The organism is Parabacteroides goldsteinii DSM 19448 = WAL 12034, from assembly GCF_000969835.1.
GTDB classification, from domain to species: Bacteria; Bacteroidota; Bacteroidia; order Bacteroidales; family Tannerellaceae; genus Parabacteroides; species Parabacteroides goldsteinii.
The window spans coordinates 2,159,863-2,179,096 of record NZ_KQ033912.1 but is presented as its reverse complement, the minus strand read 5'-3'; the positions used below and the strand labels follow the sequence as shown (position 1 = coordinate 2,179,096).

Here is a 19,234-nt window from a genome sequence, read left to right as displayed (position 1 = left end):
TGTATATTTCGAGAAAAATGGATCTTATTCCGGGTCCTTCTTTTTTAACAGCTAAAAATAATGTCATGAAGAATATACTCCTTTTCCTGTTTCTCCCCCTTTTTCTGGGGGCTTGTGGCGATGATGATAATACTCCGAACGGACCGGATGAAAATGATAATATTAATTGGTATGCCGCTGCCGACAGCAGTACGACAGCATTGGTAAATTCATTCTGGAATGCAGGAGGAAAATATTTTAATTATGATAGCAACGGAAATACGACGTTCCATTACTGGCCTCAGGCGCATGCGCTGGATGTTTTGACGGATGCTTATTTGCGTACGGAAGATGCAAAATATAAAACCTATTTCGACCAATGGTTTGAAGGCGTGAAGATCAAGAACGGCAATTCGTTCCGGAATGACTATTACGATGATATGGAATGGAATGCCCTCGCTATTCTTCGTGCTTACCAGGCAACCAAAGAACAGAAATATAAAGAGGCGGCATTGCAGATATGGGATTATATCAAAGTGGGTTGGAATGAGAATGCAGGTGGAGGTATCACCTGGGTAAAAGGGCAGGAGTATAGCAAAAATGCCTGTTCAAACGGTCCGGCTTGTATTCTGGCAGCCCGCCTGTATCGTGAGTTTGGAGATGAGACCTATAAAGAATGGGCACTCAAGATATATAACTGGGAGAAAAGTACATTATTCAACAGCAATAACGGAATGGTGTATGACAATATAAACAGTAATACCGGAGAAATACAGAAAGACTGGATATTTACCTACAATGAAGGAACATTTGTCGGATCGGCTGTTGAATTGTATAAGATATTGGGAGAAAAAGCCTATCTGAACGATGCTGTTTTGGCCGCTGATTATACCATCAGTACATTGGTTAACAATTCTATTCTGAAGGATGAAGGAACTGGAGACGGAGGATTATTCAAAGGTATTTTTATCCGTTATTTCACGGATCTGATCCAACAGGACCGCCTGGATGCAGGTGCTAAACGACGTTATGTGCAGTTCCTGAAAACCAATGCCGAGACATTATGGACGCAGGGAACCAATAAGTCGAATGTCTTATTCGGTACTTACTGGCGGAATGTCCCGGGAGCATCTACAGGACTGACCGAACAACTGAGCGGTTGCATGTTGATCGAAGCAGCTGCGTTGCTGGACGATTTGAATCTATTATAAGTTATACGTGTTTTTAATTTCAGACAGATATAGTTTTTAATTCTTGATCATTATCATATTCTAATAATTAATTTAGCATGAAAAACTCTTTTTTTGCAGGTTTGCTGTCATTAACCATAATGATAAGTTGCCAGCCGGATAAACAACTTACGAATTATGTGAATCCTCTTTTGGGGACAGCCACGCTATGGGAAACGAAAGATCTGGGTTATGAGCGTCATTTGAAGACAAGGACCTGGGGAGCAGAAGTCTTTCCCGGTTCTTCCGTCCCGAATGCGATGGTACAGCTGAGTCCGGTGACTCAGTTCCGGAGTGGGGCCGGTTATCAGTATGAAGATACGGTCATCTATGGTTTTTCGCATACCAACAAAGGACATTGGAATCTGCTGCATCTCCCTATCCTTCCGGTGACAGGAAATGTTTCCTCCGGTGATTATGCTTCAACATACAGTCATTCGAACGAATCGGCCCGTCCGGGTTATTACCAGGTGTTTCTGGAAAGGTACGGGGTCAATGCCGAACTGACTTCCACGCTCCGCTGTGCTTATCATAAATATACTTTCCGGCCGGATGACGACAAGAAAGTATTAGTGGATATCACACGGACAAACAATGGAGTAAGAGACTGGAGTATTCAAAAAGTCGACGATTATACTTTTTCCGGTAATCAGGATGCGGAAGGAAATATCCGTTTCTATGCTGTTTCCAATTATAAGATTGAGGATATCAGACAGTTGAAAAATGGTGAACATGAAGTTTCGGTTGTCAGTTTTGCCGATAGCAAAGGAAGTAAACCGCTGGAATTAAAGATCGGTTTTTCTTTCGTAAGTATTGATAATGCAAAGATGAACCTGGAGCAGGAAATGAAGGATAAGAGTTTTGCGCAGGTTCGTAAGGAGGCTGATAAGACCTGGGAGAATTTGTTATCCAAAATAGAAGTAACCGGCGGAACAGAACGTGAGAAAGGCATTTTCTATTCCTGCCTGTACCGTTCGTTCTTATGGCCGGCGTTGCGTAGCGACGTGAACGGGGAATATACGGATGCCAAAGGTAATGTGGTAAATAATGGTTTCCGTTATTATACCGATCCGTCATTCTGGGACGATTATCGCAATAAGTTGATTTTATTGGGAATGATTTCTCCGGATGTAACGACCGATGTGATCAAGTCCATCACGGATAAAGGCGAAAAGCGAAATGGTTATATGCCGACCTTCTTCCATGGTGACCATGCCTCTGTATTTGTTGCCGGTAACTATTTACGCGGATTGAAGGACTTCGATCTGAACCGGGCTTATAAACTGTTGGTGAATAATGCCACTGTCCCGGGAAAAGGCGGCAGGCCATATCTGGATGAATACATCGAACAAGGATGGATTGCAGAAAAGGATACCACCAATGTCCCGACCTGGGATGAATACAAAGCCGCTGTAACAAAGACTGTGGAATATGCATACGATGATTATGCGACCGCTTTGTTGGCTAAGGAGTTGGGAGATGAAAGTATTTATAAAACATTGATGGAACGTTCCGGCAATTATAAGAATCTGTTTGACCCGGGTACGGGCTTTTGGCGCGGAAAGATTGCCGATGGCAGCTGGATCAAGGATTTCGATCCTTACTATCCTTATTATGCCTATATGTATCGTGAGGCTAATGCCTGGCAGTCACTGTTCTTTGCTCCCCATGATCCGGAAGGCATGATTGCCCTTTATCCCGGTGAAAAAGCGGTCGAACAGAAGCTGGATTCACTGTTCACTGAACCGTGGAGAAACTATGAAGCGCATAATATGACCGGTTTCATCGGAAATTATTGCCATGGTAATCAACCGGACCACAGTGTTCCCTATACTTATTATTTCATCGGTAAACAGGAAAAAGCGCAATGTGTGCTGGATAGCATCATGAACCATTATTACGATATGGGTAAAGAGAAGCTCGCCTATTCGGGAATGGATGATGCCGGTGAAATGTCTGCCTGGTATGTATTCAATGCCATTGGTTTATATACCTATTCTCCGGCTGATCCGGAATATATTGTAACCGTACCTTTGTTCGATCAGGTGAAATTCACTTTAGGCGATAATAATCAGTTCGCGATCGTAAAGAACGGTAATGGGCGGAAGATTACGGATATCTCTTACGACGGTCAGAAAATCAAAGGTTGGTTTATTTCACATGACCTGTTGAAACAAGGAAAACAACTGACGATTACTACTGAATAAATATATAAAACGTTTTTCTATTCGAATTAGGGGGTGTTTCAAAGCCCCCTAATTTGTTTAGTACATGCCTATCGGATTGAAGGACTAAATAAGTCTCTTTATCTGATCGGAAGCCTGATCTTCTATGGTTGAATAGAGCCGTTTTTGAAGCATTTCGAACTGGTCCTTGGAATAGCTGTGGTCAATTGCCCCGTGATCGATATGGTGGATATAATCGCAACAGGAAGTCAGTGTTTCGAAAACATGTGAGGTGACCAGCACTGTTTTGCCCCCTTTCCGGAGTTGTTGCAGGATGAGGGTGAGGATATGGGCACTTTCCAGATCCAGGCCGTTGAACGGTTCATCCAGAACAACGATTGGTTTATCCAGCTTCAGAACGGCCAGCAGAGCGAGTTTCTTTCTCATCCCGGTTGAATAGTTCTCCGTTATATCGTCTAACGGAATATGGAAAAGTTGTTGCCAGTTGTCTGTTTTAAAGCCGTTTGTGCCGGCCGGGAAAAGATCCAGATATTCGCGCCCTGTCATATAAGGATAAAAGTAGTTTTCTGCTTCCAGATAGGCAATATCCTGCCTTTTTAGAGATCTGTCGTTATAGCTGACCGAGCCTGCGGAAGGACGGATGAAAGAATACAGCGTATTCAGCAAAGTCGTTTTTCCGGCACCGTTCAGGCCGACCAGACCATGTATTTTCCCTGATTCCATCGATAAGTCGATCCCTTTCAGTACAGGAAATTCTTTTTTATATTCTACTTGTAGATTTCGGATTGTAAGCATATAAATAAGTTGTTAGATTCCGGCGGGCAGCCAGATAGTTTTTGACCAGGAAAAACAAGACTACCGGTAAAAGAACCGGAAAGGAAATGCTTATTACGGCTATTGTTATGGGGACCTGTCCTCCTGTTATTTTTGTATTCGGCAGATAATGGGCATATTTATTTATAATAAACAGTGTTATGTTCAGGGAAACCGCAGCCAGAAAGGTGAGGATGAACCACCAATGCTCCGGATATAAAAGTGTATATATTGCGCAAACAGGAGTTGTTGCACATAAGAATAACTTCAAATTTAAACGAAGCTTTCCGTGCAGGAACCTGTTGACCGGACGCTCCTGTGAGCAAAGTATCTGTACTGGTTCTGAAAATCTGAATATATCGGATACTATGACTGTGAAGAACCAGAGCGATGCCAAAGAAGCAAAAGGCAACAACAGGCCTATCCATGCACTCACATAAAGGATCAGTAATAAACCGCCGTATTGCCGTATCCCTGACCGCAGTTCAAAGGCTTCCGCCGGTATCCATTTAGGAGAGTTCATTCCTTTTTTTGTCCGGTGGAAAGGCTGTTTTATGAAACCAAGACTTATGCATCCGGCTATAATTGCCAGCGATACATACCAGTATGAATTTACCGATATGATGATAAGGACCGGCAAGGACAGTAAGAGATAATCCATACTGAATACTTTCCAGGCTTTCTCCTCTGCAAGATGGATAAAATGATAGTCTTTTCTCCGTAATTGAATCAATGAAAGGAAAACAAGCAGGATACCCGCTATAATCAGGCTCCCATGTAAATCTTTTGTAAACTGATACAGTGCAATCCCGGCTATCAGTAAAATACCTGTCAGTATAACCAGATAGATAACAGGTATTTCACGAATAAACTTTCCTGCCTGGCGGAGCCGGAAACGGAGGAATGCGCTGTTCATATTATACGTAATTTAGTGTTCTGGACAAATGTAGGTAATTTTATTTGTTCTGCTAAAAATAAAAGCGGATTCCAGCATCAAAACTCAGGCGGAAAATACCGCTTCTTTCGTCATCCGATTTCTGGTACCCGGCATTTTATTGTTTCTTTAAACGCCAAGTTCTGTTTTTTGTTGTATCCGACGGATATTATCCCTATCTTTCGGCTATCAAATCATACCTTTCATTATCAATGCTTATTCCATACTTCTCTTGCTGACATCCCATACATTTTAGCGGCCGATAATTGTGAGCCGCTTGGCTCATAATTATCAACCAAACGGCTCATAATTGTCGGCCAATCGGCTGATGGTTATCAACCGCTGATTTCCTGCCGGGGAAATTGGAGTTAGTACGTATGGTAATTATAAAAGGATAGGGAAGAAATAGAAGTTTGATCGGGAGCTAATTGTTAGTTTTCTATAAACATAAGTTTGTAACTATCTTTAAATTCATATTGGATATATAATCCCAGTGGTTTTAAGGTTATATTTAAACGCGAGATAGCCTGTTGAATTGTGTTCTCTTCTACTGTACATCCTTTCCAGACCAGATTGCATAAGTCATTTATTGAACAGGTATTTTCAGGTGCATTGCAAAACGCGACTAATAATTGTTGTTGCTGACGGGTTAGTTTTATAGTTTCTCCGTTGTACTTTAATGTCTTTGTGCTTTTTTCAAATAGCAGATGAGGAGAGAAGATATGGATATCAGGATCATTGCTCTGTTTTTCCAGTTGTTTGAGTATTTCTAGTTTCTCTTCCGTTTGGATCAACTCATTTTGCAGTGAATTTTCTCTTTCTGTAAAATCATTGATAAGGACCGGGATCTTTTTTTTAGATTGTCCCAGGCATACCCCATAGACAATGTGAATAAAACCCAACCGACTAAGGCAACCCAATATGAGGTAGGCATACGGTATCCTAATGTAAATCCGGATATTTTTATATAAGCATTCAAAGTGATTCTCGTGGAACTAACTATATAAGGTTCCGTAAATAACGGGTCGAAAGAGGTTATATTAAAACGAGTACACTTTTGGCTCTTTTTATTGATCGTGTCGGTCATACATACAGCAGTAGTTATATGTATATTCTCTTTTTTCAATTTTTGTTGGAAAATCGTATCCAATTGATAAATGTTTATTGGATTTTTGAAAGATAATATAGATTGGAGGAAAGCGGTTAGTTTTTCGTCTAATGACTGATTAGATAAAGCAGGTGCTTTTACCTCAATTGTTTCAGATTTGAAAATACAACTGTCGGGAGTGGTTATAGCTGACGGTACATCCATCAAAGATACTTTTTCTGTTAATCCCTGAGATCTGTTATGAAAATCTTCTTTGACCGATTCTTTAAACAGGGTGACAGACTTTTCCAGAATATGTCTTTTTTCTATTTGGAAGAATGATATTATATGGAAAAGGATAAGAAGGAATAACATAAGTAATGCAAGATAGCATAAACTCGATGAAAAGGTGTTTTTTATTAGTATTCTTCATGATCATCGGTAATTGTCTGCGCTTTTATTTCAAATGTCAGTGAATGTCAGCACGTTTTTCAAAAAGATTAGTTTCATTTGCAAAGTAACGTAAATCAAGTGATATATGAAAAAGAAAATATGTAAAATGTTGTCGGTAGCAATAATTGGGATCGTGATGGTAATAGTGGGTTTGTATGCGACAACCTCTGATCAGGAAGAAGAAGTATCCGATCTGCTATTAGAAAATATAGAGGCATTGGCCTCTGGTGAAGGTAGTTCTACGGTTTTATGCTATGGGAAAGGTAGTTTACCCTGTCCGGATGGAACCAAAGTAGAGTTTGTTCAGTACATGGAGTAATTGCTTAAACACAAATTACTTCTTAGTAATGATGATGAATAAGAGTATTAAAAACAGGAGAAATGCAAAAGGAGTTCACCCACCAACGGCTAAGAAAGTGAAGGTAAACTCCCGGAGTTCTCTTCTAAAAAGGAAGAGAGGTGTGTATGGAAACTTAGCGTAATCAGGCTTTAAGCCGAATATTTACCGAAAATCTTTCGGTAAAGGTAAGAATTAAATAATTTGTAAACTTAATTTTAAGAAAAGATGAAAACAAAATTGATTATAGGATTTATTGCTGTAGCTGTAGCGGCTTTGGCTGGTTGGAATATTAACAAAAGTCAGAATGAAGCTTTCCTTTCGGAGTTGGCTTTGGCTAATGTTGAGGCGTTGGCTAGTGGGGAAATAGTAATAGAATGTGATAATTCAAGTATGGCTATCAGATGTCAAAAAACATGTTTATCTTGTGGTACTGTTTGGACTGCAATAGGAGGATATGGGCTTTCTGGTAAAATGAAAGGACAATGCACATGCGGAGCACTTTACTTCTAATAAAAGTTACCACCATAATAATGGTGGTTTCTTTCTTATCATGTCAGAATAAGAAAGAAGTATATAATGTACCTAATTTTCCCACAGAGAAAAGGTTAACATCTCATATCATTACTGATAGTGCATTAATCGCTTATTCTTATGGGATGTGTGTAGATGACCAAAATATCTATATACTCTCTTTAGTGGATAATAATTGGATTCAGGTTTATGACAAACAGACAGGTGCATTGGCTGGAAGCGGTGTAAAACAAGGGCAGGGTCCAGGTGAAGTAGTAATGGGAATATCCTTTTATTTTGATAGGGAAAGTCATTTATTTAATGTATATGACCAGAGTCAGATGCGAATGAACACATATCGCTTTGACAGGGAGAAGCAGTCTTTTTTATTTGTAGATAGTAAATCTTTTAGTGACTATAAAGGTGTTGTTCGTCGGGCGTGGCCTTTGGAGAATGAGGCATTTCTCATAGATGGACAATTAGGAAAGGATACTATAGGGTTGAAACGATTTCAACTTTTTTCAAAAGGGAATATTGAGGCAGAATATAATCGTTTCCCTGTTTCGGAAACTGAAAAGAATCCGGTTTTTATAACAGCTTCAGTTTCAGTTTCTCCGGATAAAAGGAAAATGGCTGTGGGAACTTTATTTGGTGGTATATTGGAGTTTTTTCAATTATCTGATGATATAAATATATCTTCCACATGTTATTTTTATTCTCCTGAGGTTAATTTTAGTGGTGGTTCATTACTTCCTACAGATCAAACTGTATATGGTTTTTCTGCTTTGTGCGCAACAGATGCTTTATTATATAGTGTGTTGATTGCCGATAAAGATCCGAATCAGTTTAATAAGATTTGTTCTTTTGATTGGAAAGGTAATGAAATTGCTAAATATCAAACAGATTGCCTTGTTTTTAATCTTTGTGCATCTGATACCGACACAAATAGATTATATGCAATAGCTATTTCTCAGGAAAAAGGTTTTTATTTAGTCAGTTTTGATTTGGAATAACTAATTTGAAAATCGGAAATAGCTGACGTAACAATTTTTGCTCTACTCTCATTTGGTCAGGAAAGATGTTTCTCTTATGTTATCAGAGGATAGGCTGTTGTGTCTTCGACTTGTTTGACTGCCCCTTTTCAAATATAGGAAAGGGGCTAATAATTAAGTCCGAATTGCCACAAAGGAATTACGTTCATATATCCCTGTTCAATGTTATCCTTTACAATAAAACCATTCTCAGAACCTTGTAATTGTTTTTGTTTTTTATTTTTGCCACCAACTTCAAAAATATAGTTAGCTATTTGAAAATCGGAAATAGCTGACGTGATAACTTTTTGTTCTACTCTCGTTTGGTTTAGAAAAAATGTTTCTCTTATGTTACCAATCTCTGAAGTATCCTGACCTAAACTATACATGAGAGTTGGATTATCTAAATAGACTTTATCCACTTTTCCAAGTCCTCTGATACCGCCTGTTCCGTCACGTAGTTGTGCTATTAACCCGGCTTCTTCCAGGTAAAGAAAATAGTCTGATAAATTGTTGCGACTTACTCCTAATATGGTAGCAATACTACTCATATTGGGTTTGAATGGTACACTTTGGGCTATGATTATAAGCAATTGTTTTAACTTTCGAGTTGTCGATATACTCATTTCTGCATATTGTGGAATGTCAACTTCCAGTGTTTTGTTTATCACTTGTTGCAAACGAATATTGAATTGATCTTCTTTAGAGAATGGATAATATCCTTGTTCTAAATAAGATTGGAAATAAGCGTAAGGGCGGAATTTATCAGGGAGTTCTGCACGATGTTGTATGATATCTGTCAATGAATAGGCGGGAATCTTTATATGATGAAACATCTCTAGATATTCACGGAATGAAAGTCCTTGCATGGAATAGACAATAGCGCGTCGGCTCAGATCTGTTGATCCTTTGTGGATATCAAGAATGGAAGAACCTGTAAAGAAAACTTTTAAGTCTGCATGATAGTCATATATTAGTTTTAATTCGCGTGCCCAGTCTTTGTATTTGTGGATTTCATCAATAATGAGATGTGTTCCGCCTCGCTTCACAAATTCATCGGCCAGATCAACGAGGTGATGCGCGGAAAAATATAAATCGTCAGCATTGACGAATAGTGTTGTATTTCGATTTAGTTTTTCTTTGGCATATTGTAACATCAATGTTGTTTTACCTATGCCACGTGGACCAACCAAGCCTAACAGACGATTATCCCAATTAATGCGGTTGAACATGTATCGATGAAACGTAGTGGATATACTACGTAACATTGCGTCAAAACTAGCTTGTAACTTTTCCATATGCTATGTGTTTTTTGCAAATATACTAATTTGCACTTCGGGAAGTGCAAATATGGCCTGTATTTGTGTTTTTTTTAGTGCAAATTGTGAATAAACTATCCGTAGATTGTTTCAGATAGCTCTTTCTGAGGATAGACCGCTACGTAAGTTATGAACGGGAGCCAGACGGTATAAAGCAAATATATTTACTATCTTTGCAAGTCAATGAGCAAAAATATGGAAGACGATTTTGATATAAGGGACACCCGTATGCCGGAAAGTGAACGAGAGTATGAGAATGCGCTCCGACCGCTTTCTTTTCATGATTTCAGCGGACAGGCCAAGGTGGTCGAGAACCTGAAAATATTCGTGATGGCTGCCCGTATGCGTAAAGAAGCATTGGATCATGTGTTGCTGCATGGCCCTCCCGGATTAGGTAAAACAACGTTGTCGAATATTATAGCCAATGAGCTGGGAGTTGGTTTTAAAGTAACTTCCGGGCCGGTTCTGGATAAGCCCGGTGATCTGGCGGGGGTACTTACTTCGCTGGAAAAGAATGATGTGCTTTTTATTGATGAAATCCATCGGTTGAGTCCGATCGTGGAAGAATATCTTTACTCGGCTATGGAAGATTACCGGATCGATATTATGATCGATAAAGGACCGAGCGCACGTTCCATTCAAATAGACCTGGCTCCTTTTACACTGGTTGGGGCGACAACCCGTAGTGGTTTGCTGACCAGTCCGCTGCGTGCCCGTTTTGGCATCAATATGCATCTGGAATATTACGAGATGGAGACATTGACGAAGATCGTGTTGCGTAGTGCCGATATTCTGAATGTAAAATGTGAACTGACAGCTGCCCGTGAGATCGCTTCCCGGAGCCGCGGTACGCCTCGTATTGCCAATGCGCTGTTGAGGCGTGTACGTGATTTTGCACAGGTAAAAGGTTCCGGTGAAATAGATAAGGCAATTTCCTGCTATGCGCTGGAGGCACTAAATATTGACCGATATGGCCTGGATCAGGTTGATAATAAGTTGCTGACTACAATTATAGATAAATTCGGCGGTGGTCCGGTCGGACTGACTACGATTGCTACGGCTTTGGGAGAAGACCCCGGAACGCTGGAAGAAGTGTATGAACCTTTCCTTATCAAAGAAGGATTTATCAAACGCACACCTCGGGGACGTGAGGTTACGGATCTGGCTTATACCCATCTGGGACGTAAAAGGGGCGAAGAACAAGGGTTTTTATTTGACTGAAAATAGTTATGGCTGGAGGAATGAAGCGGCTCGCAGGAGAGACTGCGATTTATGGTGTTAGTAGTATCGTAGGGAAGTTCCTGAACTGGATGCTGGTGCCGATGTATACGCGTGTGCTGGCGACGGAAAGCGATTATGGAATCGTAACCAATTTGTATGCCTGGACGGCATTGCTGATGGTTATTCTGACTTATGGGATGGAAACGGGATTTTTTCGTTTTATGAATAAGAAAGAAATTGCGCTCCCGATGCGGGTTTATGCTACTACATTATTTAGCATTGCTCTTACTTCTGTTCTGTTTGTGGTATTGATATTCAGCGCGCTGACTCCAATCAGTGATTCTTTGGGGTATGGTTCGAATCCTGAGTTTGTAGGGATGATGTCGGGAATTGTGGCAGTCGATGCTTTTTGTTGTATACCGTTTGCATTTCTCCGGTATCAGGGGAAAGCGGTTCGTTTCGCTTCTATTAAGCTGTTTAATATTTTTCTGAATATTGTTTTAGTTCTTTTCTTTCTGATAGCTTGTCCATGGCTCTATGATCATGCCCCTGCATTGGTCGATTGGTTTTATATCCCAGATTATCAGGTTGGATATATTTTTGTTGCGAATGTAATAACATCGCTTGTTACATTTGTGTTATTGTTTCCCGATATGATTCCGGGTTTACGGGAAAAAGCCAGTTTTGTTTTACTCAAGCAGATGCTTGCTTATTCTTTTCCGATCCTGATTTTGGGGATTGCAGGTATTTTTAATCAGACAGCCGATAAAATACTATTTCCTTTCCTATTCGAAGATAAGGAGATGGCTAATACCCAATTGGGGATATATGGCGCTTGTTTTAAAATAGCAGTTGTGCTGGTAATGTTTACACAGGCATTTCGCTACGCTTACGAGCCATTTATTTTTGCAAAGAATAAGGATGATGACAGTAAAAAGTCATATTCGGAGGCGATGAAATATTTCATTATATTCGCTTTGCTTATTTTTCTGGCAGTGATGTTTTATATCGATATATTTAAACATATTGTCCCGGCTTCCTATTATCCGGGTTTACGCGTTGTTCCTATTGTTATGTTAGGAGAATTGTTCTTCGGAATATATTTTAATCTCTCGTTCTGGTACAAACTGATTGATCAGACACAGTGGGGTGCTTATTTTTCGACAATAGGATGTGTTGCGACGATCCTGATCATTGTTTTATTTGCTCCGACATACGGATATATGGCTTGTGCCTGGGCTTCTTTTGTTAGTAACTTAGTTATGATGTTGTTATCCTATTTTATCGGACAAAAGAAATTCCCGATCCAATATGATCTTAAATCAGTGATCACTTATTCTGTATTGGCAACCGTATTTTATCTGGCCGGCATGTTGCCGACGATAGAGTCGGAAATCCTGCGTCTGGGTTACCGCACATTGCTGCTTTGCCTCTTTGTCGGTATCGTTGTAAAACGCGATCTGCCATTGGGAGAGTTACCTTATGTAGGGCGTTATTTCGCTAAAAAGAAATAATTTTATTCTGGTTTGATCGGGATGATCAGCGTAATGCGTAGTCCGGTTGTATAATCCGGGTCTACGTAGATGTGACCTTTCATACGTTCTGCGATCTGGCGGCAAAGATATAATCCCAATCCTGAACCGGGAACGAAATCATCCGCTTTGGTGAACCGTTCGAATATCCATTCACGTTTATCGGGCGAAATACCGCAACCGGTATCTGTGATGCTGACAATCATCCGGTTTTGTTCTTCTTCCGCTTTATAGGAAAGGACAATACTTCCCTGTTCAGTAAATTTGTTTGCATTGTTCAGCAAGTGGGCCAGGATCAGACTAAAATGGCTAGAGTTGGTAAAAGCAATATCCTTATTCCGGTCGCCTTCTATCTGGTAATCGATGTCTGGTTTGCTGTTGAGTCTTTTGAGTTGTTCCATTTCGCAGGAACAAAGCAGATGGATATTTACTGGTGATAAGGGTAAATCCTCCTTGTTGCTATCCAGCTGGGCAATTTCGAGTACGCTGTTCATCATGGAAGTGATATGGTTGCAGTTCTCGAAAATGATCTTGCTGAATTCCTGCTTTTCTTCAGGCGTAATGTCTTCTGTCGTAATCAGGTCGGCAAACCCGTTGATCGCGTTCAGGGGTGTGCGGACTTCGTGACACATGTTCTTAATGAAGGCATTCTTCATCTTTTCACTTTCCTGTGCTTTCTCGCTGGCGAGGATGACCAGGCGGTTCGAGTCCTGTAATTTCTTATACAATGAATTGATTTTCCATAAGCGGAACGCAACAAAGACTGCGAAACTGATAGCCAGGATAAACAAGGCCAGGAACATATATAGCTGGCTACGGCTTTTCTGTAAGTCCACTTCCAGTGCTTTCTTCTCAATAACCAGTTCGTCTACCCGTTTATTGATTTCCAAGTCTTCCAGTTTGTCTTTCATGTTTTTGAGTCGTGCCGAATCCACCAAAGCTGCGTATTCTTTGTGGGATTCATAAGCTTCCTTATATAGATGCAGGCTGTCGAGCATATCTATCTTTTCTTTGAGCGTCGAAACGACATGGTCTGATAAATCGATTTTAAAGTCGGCATTGCGGAAATAATGAATAACGGAGTCGCAATATCGTATGGCCATCGGATAATCGTTGGTTGTACGGTAAAAATTCAGAGCTGTGAAGAAACGGTCATATTCGGCAGAGAAAGCAGCGTCTTCCGGATATTTCCTGTTCAGTTCCATAAAGTGCTGGAAATAAGAAGAGGCTAGGTCTTTTCCAAGCGTCTTTGCCGTAACGGCCAGAGAAGAATAGGCGTTCAGTAAATGCCGTTTGCTGATGTAAGGACGCTTTTTCATCTCTTTCGTTTCTGCATATTCTTTTTGCATTTCCAGATAGCGAAGTGCATAAGTCGCCTGGTCATTCATCGCGCCTGAATAATTCGATTCACCTGAATAGAGGGTCAGAATACTGAACGTATTTAAGCGGAATAAGTAAGAATATTGTAGCGGGATATTTTCCGACAAGTCGATGATCGCTTTAAAACGTGTGCATATACGCTTGTTCCATTCCTCTTCGTTACCCGGTTCGACCCGGTTGCCGTAAGCCATTCCGAGCACATAATTGATCGATATTTTTTCGAGGACCGAAAGATTTTTGTCTGTTTCCAGTTTAAGCCGGTATTGCTCGATCAGTTTCTTCCTGTCTTCTCCTTCGGTATAGAAAACCACGCGTACGTCGATGATTGTCTGCATATAAGTTACCAGAAAATCGCGTGCTTTGCCTTTCAGCTCGCGTTTTGCTTCTTCCATGTAAACGTTTGTGCTGTCTTTGATGTCGTTGTTGACATAAAAGCGGAGAATTTCGGTCAGGGCAGCTTCTTTATAATAATCGTTATCGTTGGCCAGTGCTTCCTTATACAGCTGTTTGGCATAGTCAACCTGTTCTTCCTGCCGGGAGATATCCATCAGGTTTGTCAATGTCTCCAGCTTTTCTTCCGGGGAGGATATTGATTTTAAAGCAACGCTTAAAGCCTCTTTGGTAGCCGTGTTGTCGGCAGCAGCAAAGAGTATATTGCCAAGCATGTATATCAGAATTAAGCAGCGTTTCATTATTTATATAAACATTTAGATGGACTCCTTTTCAAAATAATATTCTTCTTTGTGCAAAGTTAATTGAAAATCAATAAGACTTCGAATTTTATGCCGGTTATTCTTGTTCACACTTCTTATTTTTTATTTAGGGATACTATTTCTATCTTTGCACGATTAAGGTGTGGCTATTAGTCGGAGTATTTATCAATACAAGAGAGTGGGATGGAAAAAGGAGTGTTACACAAGCAAATAAGAGACTTCTTTGTTCGTAATTTTGACGTTCGCCAGGAGAAGGAAGATGAACTCGAAACGGTTGAGTCTATAAGAAAAGGTATTGAGTTTAAAGGTACTAATCTTTGGGTTTTGATCTTTGCAACATTTGTCGCTTCGTTGGGTTTGAATACAAACTCTACGGCGGTGATTATCGGTGCGATGTTAATCTCTCCGCTGATGGGACCTATCATGGGGTTCGGTCTCGGATTGGGCATCTATGATTATGACCTGATCAAGCGGTCTTTCCGTAATTTTGCGACGGCAACGGTGTTCAGTGTGATCACTTCAACCCTGTTCTTTTTGATCTCTCCGATCAGTGAGGCGCAAAGTGAATTGTTGGCGCGTACGCAGCCGACCGTCTATGATGTCCTGATCGCTTTCTTCGGTGGATTGGCCGGTATTGTTGCCAGTTCAACCAAAAGTAAAGGAAATGTGATCCCGGGTGTGGCTATCGCTACGGCGTTGATGCCACCGCTCTGTACGGCCGGTTTCGGATTGGCAAGTGGGAATCTTTATTATTTCTTCGGTGCTTTTTATCTCTATTTTATCAATACGGTGTTTATCAGTCTGGCGACTTTCCTGGTGGTCCGTATACTGAAATATCCAAAGAAGATATTCCTGGATAAACAACGGGAAAAGGTGGTAACACGCTATGTCGGGGTAATTGTTTTTTTCACGATCGTACCGAGTCTTTTCCTGAGCTATAACCTGATCCGTACCAGTTATTTCAATGACCGGGTCGCTAATTTTGTGACGGAAGAACTGGCTTTTCCGAATACACAGATATTGAGTAAAACAGTGACGGATACGAGCGAGAAGAAAGAAGTGAAAGTCGTAATGATCGGTGAAAATGTGCCGGAACCCATGATCGAAATTGCCCGGACCCGGCTTCGCAAATATGGTTTGAAAGATGTCTCTCTGATCGTCCAGCAAGGTTTCGGACAGGAAGCTACCGATATAAACGAACTGAAAAGCATGCTGATGCAGGATCTATATAAAAATAGTGAAGAGGTTCTTCGGGTACAATCCATACAGATCGATTCCTTGAAAAAGACGGTAGACCGGTATAAGAGTGCTTCGCGTATGACTTCGGAGTTGATCCCAGAGATGAAAGTTTTATTCCCGTCTGTTCTTGAAGCCTCTTGTTCGAATACCTATATTGTAAGTACTGACAGCATGAAACAGGACACAGTCATGTTGGTTTACCTAAAAAGCAAAGAGCGTATCAATGAAAAAGAACAGTTAAAGATCCGTGAGTGGCTCGGTGCACGCGTAGATGCGAAAAATATTAAATTACTAATAGAATAAAAAAGAATGAATTTTATGAAGAAGGTGTGGGCAGTTTTACTGCTTCTTGTTGCTGCAGGCCAGGTATATGCCGACGAGGGCATGTGGGTTCTGAAGGAACTTAACAAACAAAATCTGGCTCGAATCAAGGAATTGGGATTTGTCCCGTCCTATCAGCAACTTTACAGTGAAACCGACCCGTGTGTGGCCAATGCTGTTGTTATTTTCGGTGGCGGATGTACCGGTATTACCGTATCGGAAGAAGGATTGATCTTTACTAATCACCATTGTGGTTTCGGTTCTATCCAGCAGTTGAGTAGCGTTGAACATGATTATCTGAAAGACGGTTTCGTTTCTCAGAGTAAGGAAGAAGAGTTGGCCGTTCCGGGACTGAGCGTGCGCTACTTGCGTGAAACGGTTGACGTAAGCGACCGTATCAACGGTGAAATCGCCGGTATTGAAGAAGAATATCTGCGTTTGGCTGCTGCCGATTCTATCGGACAGGTCATCTGCGACTCGATCGGCAATACGGAATTCCAGGCTGCGGATGTAGTTCCTTTCTATAATAATAACAAGTATTTCCTGGTTGTTTACGATGTGTTCAACGACGTTCGTATGGTATTTGCTCCGCCCAGTTCAGTCGGAAAGTTCGGTGGTGACACGGATAACTGGATGTGGCCGCGTCATACAGGCGACTTTTCCGTATTTCGTGTGTATGCCGATGCTGATAACAAACCGGCGGAATACAGCAAAGACAACAAGCCTTACAGCCCTAAATATGTAGCAGAAGTTTCCCTTCAGGGATACCAGGATAAAGATTACGCGATGACAATTGGTTTCCCGGGCAGCACAGACCGTTATTTATCTTCCTGGGGTGTGAAACAGCGTATTGAAGACAGCAACAAGCCTCGTATCGAGGTACGCGGCATCAAACAAGCTATCTGGAAAGATGCTATGTCGGCAAGCGATGAAGTCCGTATCAAATATGCCTCCAAATATGCCGGTAGCTCTAACTACTGGAAGAATTCTATCGGTATGAACCGCGGTCTGGCTAATCTGAACGTGATAGAGCGTAAGAAGGAAGAGGAAGCTGCTTTTGCCGTCTGGGCCGGTCAGACACCTGAACGTAAAGCCAAATACGGCGAAGTGCTGAACCTGTTGGAAAAAGGATATACTTCGACGGATGAATACCGGAAAGTTTCCACTTATCTGTCAGAAGCATTTGTCAGCGGTACTGAAATTGTGCGCCTGGCGCGTATGGTACAGGGTGTGGATATAAACGGTTCTACTCCGGAAGAAATAGACATGGTCCTGAAAGATAAGATCCAGCCGTTCTTTAAAGATTACGATGCCTCCCTTGACCAAAAGGTATTGGCTGCCATGATGAAAGTGGTGAAAGAACGTGTTCCGGCTCAATATCTTCCGGATATCTATCAGAAAGTGGATAAGAAGTATAAAGGTGACTATGCAAAATATGCAGCAGACGTCTTTAAGAAGACTTCGCTTTTGTCGTATGACAAGATCGAGAAGATGCTGAAAGATCCGAAACTGTATGCGAAATTGAAAAAAGATCCGGCAGCCGAACTGAGTTTGTCCACGCTTATCTCTTTGTTCGAGTTGCAGCAGTTTATGGGCGATGCTCATTACGATATTGCCAAAGGCGAACGTCTGTATTTTGCCGGACTGAAGGAAATGTATCCGGAAAAGCCCCTTTCTTCGGATGCGAACTTCACGATGCGTTTAAGCTATGGTTCTATCGGAGGGTATCATCCGTATGATGCAGCCTGGTATGACTATTATTCAACGGAGAAAGGTATCCTGGAAAAAGAAAATCCGGAAGATGATGAGTTCTGGGTTCAACCGGAAATCCTGGACCTGATCCGTAGCAAGGACTTTGGTCAGTATGCCAACGAAAACGGACAGTTGCAGCTTTGCTTCCTGACAAACAATGATATTACCGGCGGTAACTCCGGTAGCCCTGTATTCGATAAGAACGCCCGCCTGATCGGTCTTGCTTTCGACGGAAACTGGGAAGCCATGAGCGGTGACATCGCTTTCGAACCCGACTTGCAGCGTTGTATTGCAGTAGATATCCGTTATGTACTTTATATGATCGACAAGTGGGGTAAATGTCCGCGACTGATCAAGGAATTGCAACTGGTCAGATAATATTGAAAGATCAACGTACTGAAAAAGCATGAAACTGTGCCAAAAGTCTTTGGCTGGTCTGTGATTGATAGGCTGGTTCCGGAAAAAGACTTTTGGCACAGTTTCTTTTCTCTAATGTACTTCCAAAATGTTAAATAATGATTGTAATGACATAGTTTTTGAAGAACTATGGTATAAAATCGATGCAAATATAATGTAATTTTCTAATAAATTAATAATGCACCCTTATTATTTTTACATATAGATTAAATTTTAACATAGAGATAACCACTACCATAATGTCTGATTTACAATTACATACTATTAACGGAATACAATTAGATAACAAACGAAACAACCAAAAGTTTATTAACATTTATTTACCGTATTGAAAGTATAGAAATAAGCGACAACGCTATTCTCAAAAAATGCATATAATGTTGAAAACCAGTCGATTCAAAACACCTTTCTCGTTCAAATTCCCATCTGTTTTCGATGCTTGGAACGGAGTCAGAACGGACTCACAACGGAGTCAGAACGAAGGCAGAGTGGAGGGAAACCGGGGTCAAAACGGGTTCAGATAGGCTTTACACTGTTAAGGTATCAAAAAAAACAAGATCATCCATTGTTCATTTTATTTATGGTTATTTAGTATATATCCGCCACAGAAGGGGGGTTGCTTAACACTTAGTTTGTATTTTATTCAAAAAGAAACATATGTAATCATTTCTGTCTTTTTGACAACTATTGTCACCATAGTTCTTCAAAGACAATGGTCTTTTTAATGAGTTTAAACAAACGAATGAAAAACCTACGAGTATTTCTCAATGCGATTAGC

The 19,234-nt window shown here is 40.9% G+C and carries 14 protein-coding genes; 9 read left to right on the top strand and 5 right to left on the bottom strand.

Features of this window, described 5'->3' with window-relative positions:
• The first annotated feature begins 65 nt into the window (after window positions 1-65).
• Window positions 66-1,190, top strand: a complete 1,125-nt coding sequence (locus tag HMPREF1535_RS08080) for a glycoside hydrolase family 76 protein (RefSeq protein ID WP_046146467.1) — start codon at window positions 66-68, stop codon at window positions 1,188-1,190.
• A gap of 77 nt (window positions 1,191-1,267) precedes the next feature.
• Window positions 1,268-3,415 (top strand): GH92 family glycosyl hydrolase, encoded by a 2,148-nt coding sequence (locus tag HMPREF1535_RS08075; RefSeq protein WP_046145807.1) that lies wholly within the window; start codon window positions 1,268-1,270, stop codon window positions 3,413-3,415.
• Window positions 3,416-3,499: 84 nt separating this feature from the next.
• Here HMPREF1535_RS08075 and HMPREF1535_RS08070 read toward each other — a convergent pair whose 3' ends face one another.
• The 3 genes from HMPREF1535_RS08070 to HMPREF1535_RS26205 all read right to left on the bottom strand — a co-directional run bounded on the left by HMPREF1535_RS08070 (window position 3,500) and on the right by HMPREF1535_RS26205 (window position 5,935).
• Window positions 3,500-4,189 carry an ATP-binding cassette domain-containing protein gene (locus HMPREF1535_RS08070; RefSeq protein ID WP_046145806.1) on the bottom strand — a complete coding sequence of 230 codons (690 nt, stop codon included), beginning with the start codon at window positions 4,187-4,189 and terminating at the stop codon, window positions 3,500-3,502.
• Entirely contained in the window at window positions 4,155-5,123 is a 969-nt protein-coding gene (locus tag HMPREF1535_RS08065) for a hypothetical protein (RefSeq protein WP_046145805.1), read from the bottom strand. Before HMPREF1535_RS08065 ends, HMPREF1535_RS08070 begins: the two co-directional genes overlap by 35 nt.
• A 449-nt stretch (window positions 5,124-5,572) precedes the next feature.
• Window positions 5,573-5,935: a winged helix-turn-helix domain-containing protein gene (locus tag HMPREF1535_RS26205; protein ID WP_229102730.1), complete on the bottom strand. Its 363-nt coding sequence runs from the start codon at window positions 5,933-5,935 to the stop codon at window positions 5,573-5,575.
• An 831-nt stretch (window positions 5,936-6,766) separates the two neighbouring features.
• Here HMPREF1535_RS26205 and HMPREF1535_RS08055 point away from each other — a divergent pair.
• From HMPREF1535_RS08055 to HMPREF1535_RS25345, 3 genes are all read left to right on the top strand, one after another.
• Window positions 6,767-7,000, top strand: coding sequence for an NVEALA domain-containing protein (locus HMPREF1535_RS08055; protein ID WP_046145804.1), 234 nt, complete (start codon window positions 6,767-6,769; stop codon window positions 6,998-7,000).
• A 246-nt stretch (window positions 7,001-7,246) separates the two neighbouring features.
• Window positions 7,247-7,531 carry an NVEALA domain-containing protein gene (locus HMPREF1535_RS08050; RefSeq protein WP_046145803.1) on the top strand — a complete coding sequence of 95 codons (285 nt, stop codon included), beginning with the start codon at window positions 7,247-7,249 and terminating at the stop codon, window positions 7,529-7,531.
• Between the two features lie 20 nt (window positions 7,532-7,551).
• A complete protein-coding gene (locus tag HMPREF1535_RS25345) occupies window positions 7,552-8,544 on the top strand; it encodes a BF3164 family lipoprotein (protein WP_082150387.1) in 993 nt (330 codons plus the stop codon).
• Between the two features lie 146 nt (window positions 8,545-8,690).
• On the opposite strand, the gene HMPREF1535_RS08040 is transcribed toward HMPREF1535_RS25345, so the two are convergent.
• Window positions 8,691-9,860 carry an ATP-binding protein gene (locus HMPREF1535_RS08040; protein ID WP_009860555.1) on the bottom strand — a complete coding sequence of 390 codons (1,170 nt, stop codon included), beginning with the start codon at window positions 9,858-9,860 and terminating at the stop codon, window positions 8,691-8,693.
• Window positions 9,861-10,076: 216 nt separating this feature from the next.
• Here HMPREF1535_RS08040 and ruvB point away from each other — a divergent pair, with 216 nt between their 5' ends.
• The gene (gene ruvB, locus HMPREF1535_RS08035) at window positions 10,077-11,102 is read left to right on the top strand and encodes a Holliday junction branch migration DNA helicase RuvB (protein ID WP_044215110.1); all 1,026 of its coding nucleotides are present in this window, start codon (window positions 10,077-10,079) and stop codon (window positions 11,100-11,102) included.
• A gap of 8 nt (window positions 11,103-11,110) precedes the next feature.
• Window positions 11,111-12,616 carry a lipopolysaccharide biosynthesis protein gene (locus HMPREF1535_RS08030; protein WP_046145802.1) on the top strand — a complete coding sequence of 502 codons (1,506 nt, stop codon included), beginning with the start codon at window positions 11,111-11,113 and terminating at the stop codon, window positions 12,614-12,616.
• Between the two features lie 2 nt (window positions 12,617-12,618).
• Here the strand turns inward: HMPREF1535_RS08030 and HMPREF1535_RS08025 are convergent, their stop codons facing one another.
• Window positions 12,619-14,679 (bottom strand): sensor histidine kinase, encoded by a 2,061-nt coding sequence (locus tag HMPREF1535_RS08025; RefSeq protein WP_082207507.1) that lies wholly within the window; start codon window positions 14,677-14,679, stop codon window positions 12,619-12,621.
• 231 nt (window positions 14,680-14,910) lie between these two features.
• Between HMPREF1535_RS08025 and HMPREF1535_RS08020 the strand changes: the two genes are divergently transcribed.
• Window positions 14,911-16,269 carry a TIGR00341 family protein gene (locus HMPREF1535_RS08020; protein WP_046145800.1) on the top strand — a complete coding sequence of 453 codons (1,359 nt, stop codon included), beginning with the start codon at window positions 14,911-14,913 and terminating at the stop codon, window positions 16,267-16,269.
• A gap of 15 nt (window positions 16,270-16,284) precedes the next feature.
• The gene (gene dpp7, locus HMPREF1535_RS08015) at window positions 16,285-18,417 is read left to right on the top strand and encodes a dipeptidyl-peptidase Dpp7 (protein ID WP_392391954.1); all 2,133 of its coding nucleotides are present in this window, start codon (window positions 16,285-16,287) and stop codon (window positions 18,415-18,417) included.
• Window positions 18,418-19,234: the final 817 nt, after the last annotated feature.

Coding starts and splice junctions, on each gene's coding strand:
- HMPREF1535_RS08080 (WP_046146467.1), top strand. CDS start 66: ATGAAGAATATACTCCTTTTCCTGTTTCTCCCCCTTTTTCTGGGGGCT.
- HMPREF1535_RS08075 (WP_046145807.1), top strand. CDS start 1,268: ATGAAAAACTCTTTTTTTGCAGGTTTGCTGTCATTAACCATAATGATA.
- HMPREF1535_RS08070 (WP_046145806.1), bottom strand. CDS start 4,189: ATGCTTACAATCCGAAATCTACAAGTAGAATATAAAAAAGAATTTCCT.
- HMPREF1535_RS08065 (WP_046145805.1), bottom strand. CDS start 5,123: ATGAACAGCGCATTCCTCCGTTTCCGGCTCCGCCAGGCAGGAAAGTTT.
- HMPREF1535_RS08055 (WP_046145804.1), top strand. CDS start 6,767: ATGAAAAAGAAAATATGTAAAATGTTGTCGGTAGCAATAATTGGGATC.
- HMPREF1535_RS08050 (WP_046145803.1), top strand. CDS start 7,247: ATGAAAACAAAATTGATTATAGGATTTATTGCTGTAGCTGTAGCGGCT.
- HMPREF1535_RS25345 (WP_082150387.1), top strand. CDS start 7,552: ATGGTGGTTTCTTTCTTATCATGTCAGAATAAGAAAGAAGTATATAAT.
- HMPREF1535_RS08040 (WP_009860555.1), bottom strand. CDS start 9,860: ATGGAAAAGTTACAAGCTAGTTTTGACGCAATGTTACGTAGTATATCC.
- ruvB (WP_044215110.1), top strand. CDS start 10,077: ATGGAAGACGATTTTGATATAAGGGACACCCGTATGCCGGAAAGTGAA.
- HMPREF1535_RS08030 (WP_046145802.1), top strand. CDS start 11,111: ATGGCTGGAGGAATGAAGCGGCTCGCAGGAGAGACTGCGATTTATGGT.
- HMPREF1535_RS08025 (WP_082207507.1), bottom strand. CDS start 14,679: ATGCTTGGCAATATACTCTTTGCTGCTGCCGACAACACGGCTACCAAA.
- HMPREF1535_RS08020 (WP_046145800.1), top strand. CDS start 14,911: ATGGAAAAAGGAGTGTTACACAAGCAAATAAGAGACTTCTTTGTTCGT.
- dpp7 (WP_392391954.1), top strand. CDS start 16,285: ATGAAGAAGGTGTGGGCAGTTTTACTGCTTCTTGTTGCTGCAGGCCAG.